Genomic DNA, 7047 nt, shown 5'->3' with positions numbered 1-7047 from the left:
CCTGCAATCTGTTATAGGATTGTTGAGCAAAATCCAATTGTGCCCTCCCGGCATCTATTTGCCCGGTGATTTGGTTTACTTGCTCTGCGGTTGCGCCGTTAAAAGCCATATCCAATTGCCCTTTCGCAGCTGTAACCGCACCTTCTGCCTGCATCATTTTTGCATGTATCTCCGGAATATCAAGCAAGGCCAGCGTGTCCCCTTTTTTTGCGGCTTGGCCTTCTTCAACATAAATTTTACTGATTCTTCCGGCTAGCTTGCTACTTACTGAAATGGTTTCAAATTTTACCTTGCCTCTGTAGGGGGTGATCAACGTATCGTTTCCACAAGAATTTAAAGCAACCATTGTGATGCAGCTGATAAACAGGTTTCTATATACATTCATTTTTTTAGTTCTTTTAGTTGTTTTAGTAGGTAAGTATTCCTTTGGCATGAAGTTCTTCCGTGACCGCTCTTCGTTGATCGAAGAAAGACTCCTGCAATTTAAAATTGGCTTTTTCCAAATCGTTTAAAGCATCGAGCACGTCATTTATTGAGGCCAAATCGTTTTTGTATTGTTTATTGATCATTGCATACGTATCGCTCGCCAATTCAATTTCTTTTTGGACCATTCTGGTATTTTGAAGGGATGATTCATAAGCCAGTTCCGCCTTGATAATGCTTAGGGTGATCATTTCATCGGCATCTTCTATTTGTTCCCTATATTTCTTGCTTTCAATTATGGATTTTTTACTTTTCAAACGTGACTGATTCCCATCGAACACGTTCCATTTTACACCCATCCCAACATACCATTTGGGGTCCAATAAGGATAGATCATCCTCTATAAATTCATAGTGCCCTTTTAAGGCAAGCTTGGGTATAAAATTGCTTTTTTCCATTTTGGATTTATATAGGGTCGCTTTTTCAGCCTCCTCCAAAGCTTTGATTTCGTTGCGCTTTTCAGCACCCGATAGGGAGTCGGTCGTAAAAGGCAGTAATGAGGGCTCGAGTGCACTTAAACGTTCTATACTTTCCTTGGTGAGTTGGTGCAGTACCTCTATCAATAAGGTTTTATTATGATCAAACTCCAGTTGTTTTGTTGCCAACTGTTGTTGTGCCAATTCGATTTTTTTACGGCCAATAGGGGTTGCCAACCCATTTTCGATAGCTTTTTTTACGTAATATGCCTGTTCGTTCAAGTATTTTTCGGAGGTGGATAGCACGCGTTTAGAGGCATAAACCAAGGCAAGTTTATCATAGGTCTCAATGATTTTCAAGGCTATTTTATCCTTTTCGGCCAACCCAACGTAGTTCAAGGAAGCCTCTTGGTGTTTACTTGCTTTAAGGGCATTGCTGGCTTCCAGTCCACTGAACAAGACCCAATCTACATCCATGGATGATTTCAGGATGTTTTTGTTCTGCAAATTAGAAATGGCTGTTAAAGGAATGCTTTCAGGAAAGGGATCATTAAAAGGAATACCGACCGCTTCTTTAATAAGCAATTTTTGTGTTGCGATCAATAGATTTTGCGTGTCATCATCAAAGGAGATGTCATCATCGAGCCTTGTAAAACTTCCATTAAGCGTAACTTTTGGCAAGAAAACCGACTTTGCCAATTTTTGATCGACTTTTGCTTGATCTGCATTAAAATCATTGATGTTGACGCTGTGACTATTTTCGAGCCCTTTGCCTATAAGTTCCTTAAGAACGGGATCCAATTGCTGAGCTATGGCTATTGATGGTACTAACCATGCAAAGGCAATCCATAGCATACTTAGCCTTGGTAAGTGTAACTGCATTGTAAATGGTTTTATAATTACAATACAAAGTTGCTGACGATAGGATTATTTTCCTTTGACCTATGTCAAAAAGTAAAGCGTACGTTTATTTAAGGTGATCATTCCTTCTGATGCGACTCAGGGTTTCCTGGGTCATCCCTAGGTAAGAGGCAATATGGCCTAAGGGAACACGATGAGAAATATCCGGAAATTCGGTGAGCATGTAGTCATATCGCTCGCTTGCGGTCTGAAATTGAACGGCATTCAATTTATGTACGATTTTCGTTAGCATTTCTATGGACAATAATCTTACAAGTTTTTCCATTTTATGGTATTTCACCAATAATAAGTCCATTTTTTCTTTGGAAATGCTATATAGGATCGAATCCTCCAAAATCTCTAAATAGTAAAAGCTAGGGCTTTGCTGAAAGAAGCTATCCGCGCTTGACATGAAATTTCCGACACCGAAGAACCATTGTGTTATTTCCTTTCCATCTTCTTTTAGGTAATAACTTCTTCCAATGCCCTGTTCTACGAAATACAGTTTATCGCAGATCTGACCTTCTTTAATCAATATCCGATTTTTTTCGACGTATTCTTTTTCAAAATGGGAGAGTATGTCATTGAGCTCATCATGGGAGAATGGTACTAAGGATGTTAGGAAATCAGTAAGCATACATCTTATTTTGCGATTGAACTATAAAAGCCGAAGAAAGGTATGCGCTAATTTAGCGATATATATTTAATACTATTATCAACCTATACAAGCCGGGCACTAGACTAAAAACATTAGCGTTTTTCAAAATGGGGGTATTCTATAACATCTATCGATTGTCTAATTCATTTCCAGAGTATATGCCCTCTTGGCGCCCATTCAGCGTTGCACATGCAAGACAATCTTTACCTAATTCGTAAAAACTTATCATTTTGAGTTGAATTCGATGAAGTACGGCTTCCAGTTTTCAAACCAAAAAATTGTCGTCCAAGTATTTCTGAAACTTTGGTTTGTATTGTTCGCTAATGGGGATATAGACGTTATTATCAAAAACGATACGGTTGCGTTCAATGGTCGTTATCTTATCGAGATTTACTATAAATGATCGATGAACCCTCATAAAGGTGGTCTTCGCCAGAAATTCTTCCATCTTCTTCATGCTCATTAAGGTCATTATTGGTTTCTCGGATTGCAGATGAATACGCAAATATTCACGCATGCCTTCAATGTACTTTATATCGGACAAGTTGATACGCAGTATTTTATATTCCGATTTGATAAAAAGGAATTTATCATCGCTATGGACTTCGGTCGTAGAACCCTCTTTGGGTTGGATCCTTGTCTTTGCCTTTTCAACAGCTTTCAGAAAATCGCTATACCCTATCGGTTTTAATAAATAATCAACGGCATCGACCTTAAACCCTTCCAAGGCATATTCACTGTAAGCCGTGGTAAAGATCACCCTCGGCGGATTATTCAAAGATTTTACAAAATCCATCCCGCTTAAATCAGGCATATTGATATCGACGAACATCAAATCGACCTCATTTTCCTGCAAAAAGGTAATCGCTTGTAATGCACTTTCAAATTGGCCTGTGCCCTCGAGAAAAGGTGTTTTTTCAATGTAGCTGGCAATTTGCTTTAATGCCAGGGGTTCATCATCTATGGCGATACAACGGATCATAACGGAATATTTAAGTTTACGGCATATTTTTCACTTGTATCGGAAATGTCCAATTCATAGTCATTTTTGTACAACAGATCCAATCGTTTTCTTGTATTCTCAATACCAATACCCGAGGAGGCCTCTGTTTTTTTTGAATGATTGGTATTTTCAATCGTAAAGTTCAATTTATTTTTGGCAAAAGACATTGAGATATGTATGAACGATTCTTTGTTATAACTAATCCCATGTTTAAAGGCATTCTCCAATAGGGAAGTGAACAATAAAGGTGGAATGGATGCCTCGGGGATTTCACTTGGGATATCCACTTCAATTTTGACTTTTTCGGTGAACCGAAGCCGCATGAGTTCGATATAACTTTGTATGAATTCCACTTCCTTTTTAATGGGAGTCAAATTTTCTTCAGAATCGTACAGCAAATGCCGCATCAAATTCGAAAGCTTTATTATGGAGTGCTTGGCTTCCTCAGCATCGATATCGACCAAGGCATGGATATTGTTCAACGTATTCATGAAAAAATGGGGACTCACCTGGTTTTTTAAAAAAGCCAACTGATTTTCAACATTTTCCTTTTGAAGTTTGAATTTTTCCTGTTCCAAGCCCAACCAGCGCATCGATAATTGTAGACCGGCATCAAAACCGACCAACAATACCGCCAATATCAAAAAATTGGCATAGGCCGGAATCGGGCCACGGCTATTTTGATCCGGTCTTATATGCGGTGGAAGTTCGCTCTCCAACAAATCCTGTGGAGGGGCTTCCATAGATCTTTCCATTCTATCAAGTGGAGGCATTGGCGGGTGTTGGACCTGTCTTTCATCCAAAGCATATATAAAAGCTGCGGAAGCTATGATTATGACGATGGTGATTATAAAATAGAGGCTTTTCTTCCCTTTGAAAAATAATAAGGGCATCAATATAAACCGGTGGGCCAAAAACAATCCCAATAAAGGCAATTGGTTTTTCCAAATATCAAAAACATGGTCCCATTCGACCTTATTCTCAAACTGACCGAACAATAAAGGGGAAGCAAACAGAACGATCCAAAAGGTAAAAATGATGAAGGGCTCAAAATATTTGAAATTATACTGTTGTCCGCTTGCTTTCATTTGTAAAAATTAAGTATTTAATCATCAGATAATCCAAAAAAATATCTTTGTTCGTGGTAACGGATTGTGTACTGCGAACAAAGATATTAATACTGGGGCATATTGTCATGGCTTAATCCAAATACTGACTGACTGCCGAAGCCCTGCTTGCAGCATGTTGATTAAGTGTCGATATTGCCTGATAGAAGTCGCTGCTGTTATTTAAAAATGAATACCCTGAAACTTCCGTTGTTGCATAAGGTTCAACCAATGATGAATAAGTATCATAGATCGATTGTATATAGGATGTTTCAAAGGGGCCATTAATGGTTTCCTGTACGTAATTATCGTAAATTGCCTTATACTCCTCATCGTTATATAAATACCCGATCAATGGCCATTCCGAGGCGTTCAATCCTGAAAAATCCAAGGGTAATGAACCCCCCATATTACCGGTTTGCAGTGCTTCATTATTATCCCAAGGAATCCATGTAAGCAGGCTATTATCAGGGTTATTATAAAGATAATAGTTATGTTCCATTACGCCGTACGTATCCCAGTTTTGAATCACCGTATTCACAGCTAAATAATGAAGGAACACATCCGTATCAAGTACAGCATCCAAACCTGCTCTCCATGCCTCGGGATCTGTGGTTCGGGAATCATCATGCAATGCAGTAAACACCGACTGTATATCTGACCAATCGAGTTCATCCTCATTTGTTTTCTTTTCAAAACCATCCTCATTGAATGTACCTTCAGCAAAACTTGCCCCGTAATCCTCAGGTTTGTATAGATTTCCATCATCACTGGAAAATTGGGTATCGATAACTGTATTATCAACTTCTTCTACCAACGTGTACAATCCAAAATATTCGGGGCCATCCCCGTGATCCACGTACAGCGTATAGAAGGCGGTATTGGACATTGCCAGACCTGCATTTGCAAATACGTCTGCAGCCACTTTTTCCCTTAAAAAGGATTTGTCGGCATAATTATTTTTAAGGCTGAATTTTTTAAAGCCATAAAAACGTTGATTATCAATTTGTGGATAATCATCTTCATATTCGTCAAAGTCCATTTTAAAGGCCAGTTTTAGAATACCGGCTTGCCATGCACTTTGTAAGCTGGAGTTTCCTTTAAAACGCAAGCCTACTTTATACCATTGTTTTCCCTCGTAGAATACATCCCCTGGCACAAATATCGGGTCTTCATCAACATCGATCAATCCGCCACCACCACCAGGGCCACCGGATGAAGCACCTAAAGTGCCGTAAAGATCCGTCATATCGTCCAACATGGCTTGCCAGTTTTCTTCGGAGATCACAAAATCAAATCTTTTTACCGTGGTATTATCAAAAACCTCATCAAAATCAGGGTCGGCATCTTTACTATGGGTCTCTGTGGTCCAATCGGTCGCTACGAAATCGGCATCATCAACTGTTGTGTCATCATCGTCTGTAGAAGTATCATCATCGACGACCGACGTGTCATCATCGGTTTCAATGGGGTCATCATCAGAACAGCCTAGAAATAAAGCTGTTGACAGGAATAAAATACTTAGAAAGGTCGAAAATTTTAATGCTCCCTTTTTCATAATTACATTGTTTAACGTTATTGATCTTATTTTAATTAAATTTTAACCAAAGAAAGGACAGGTTTGACCCAATAAAAATCAAAATCAACGTATGCCCGGTTTTTATCTATGAACCGATTGATTCTTTAAACAAGATTTTTGGCCAAATAGGGGTTTTTGAATTCATATACCGATTAAAATTTAAGTGGTATCTAAAAAAATGGTCGGCCCAATTTTGGAACGACCATTTCATAACTCACTCAACCAAACAATTCTATTTATCCATAGGCATCAATTTATATCCCTGACCAATTATATTTAATCAGCATCTCTCACCAATCTTATGAAGATAGGAACCGAGTCTTCGATGCCAGAATTTTCTTCCGTTTTGGAGACAAAAACTACTGAACCTGCACCATGCAAGTCATAACCTTGCATATCTACATTATATCCTGAAGCATATATCCAAGCATAAATGGTACCTCCATCTTCGGTTTCACCACCTTGAATCGGATTGGACGTACTTGACCAGTAAAACGGATAATTAACTTGTTCAATGGTTCCATCAACTATATTTGTGACCTCTGTAAGGTTGAATACGCTTGTATCCATAGCAGGAATTTCTGTTACCGAGTTATCGGCAATACTTTGCAATTCCTTAATATTAGGTAAACGCCAATCATCGTAGCCAGCAACAGTAGCAGCTTCTGCATAGGCTAGAGCTTCTTTCCAGTATAAGTACTCACCATTGTCGTCCTGTGACCACATTAAACCGGTGGCATGATCGGTAACCGTTTCGTCTCCGTTATCAACAAACTCATTGATGCCGTAGGTTGTATTTCCTCGAACAGCACGTACATATCTAGCACCACTCATAGCTTTGATGTGCCCAGTCCAGTCGTTGACGATCCAATATGGATCACCTTGCACCTGCTCGTTCTGAT

At 39.1% G+C, this 7047-nt stretch carries 7 protein-coding genes; all 7 read right to left on the bottom strand.

The window, feature by feature from the left end; all coding sequences use genetic code 11:
- Window positions 1-385, bottom strand: a 385-nt coding sequence (locus WBM98_RS01890; RefSeq protein WP_424364330.1) for a biotin/lipoyl-binding protein, incomplete at its 3' end; no start/stop codon positions are given.
- Between the two features lie 22 nt (window positions 386-407).
- Window positions 408-1781, bottom strand: coding sequence for a TolC family protein (locus WBM98_RS01885; RefSeq protein ID WP_424364329.1), 1374 nt, complete (start codon window positions 1779-1781; stop codon window positions 408-410).
- Window positions 1782-1866: 85 nt separating this feature from the next.
- Window positions 1867-2436, bottom strand: coding sequence for a Crp/Fnr family transcriptional regulator (locus WBM98_RS01880; RefSeq protein ID WP_424364328.1), 570 nt, complete (start codon window positions 2434-2436; stop codon window positions 1867-1869).
- 286 nt (window positions 2437-2722) lie between these two features.
- Window positions 2723-3439 carry a LytR/AlgR family response regulator transcription factor gene (locus WBM98_RS01875; RefSeq protein ID WP_424364327.1) on the bottom strand — a complete coding sequence of 239 codons (717 nt, stop codon included), beginning with the start codon at window positions 3437-3439 and terminating at the stop codon, window positions 2723-2725.
- Entirely contained in the window at window positions 3436-4548 is a 1113-nt protein-coding gene (locus WBM98_RS01870; protein ID WP_424364326.1) for a sensor histidine kinase, read from the bottom strand. The genes WBM98_RS01875 and WBM98_RS01870 overlap by 4 nt, the downstream gene beginning before the upstream one ends.
- 112 nt (window positions 4549-4660) lie before the next feature.
- Window positions 4661-6124: a CotH kinase family protein gene (locus WBM98_RS01865; RefSeq protein WP_424364325.1), complete on the bottom strand. Its 1464-nt coding sequence runs from the start codon at window positions 6122-6124 to the stop codon at window positions 4661-4663.
- 297 nt (window positions 6125-6421) lie between these two features.
- On the bottom strand, window positions 6422-7047 hold a 626-nt coding region (locus WBM98_RS01860; protein ID WP_424364324.1), incomplete at its 5' end, for a DUF1566 domain-containing protein.

The organism is Maribacter sp. (assembly GCF_049667165.1).
Taxonomy (GTDB): domain Bacteria; phylum Bacteroidota; class Bacteroidia; order Flavobacteriales; family Flavobacteriaceae; genus Maribacter_A.
The sequence above is the reverse complement of the archived record's forward strand: the minus strand, read 5'-3'. Positions and strand labels throughout refer to the sequence as shown.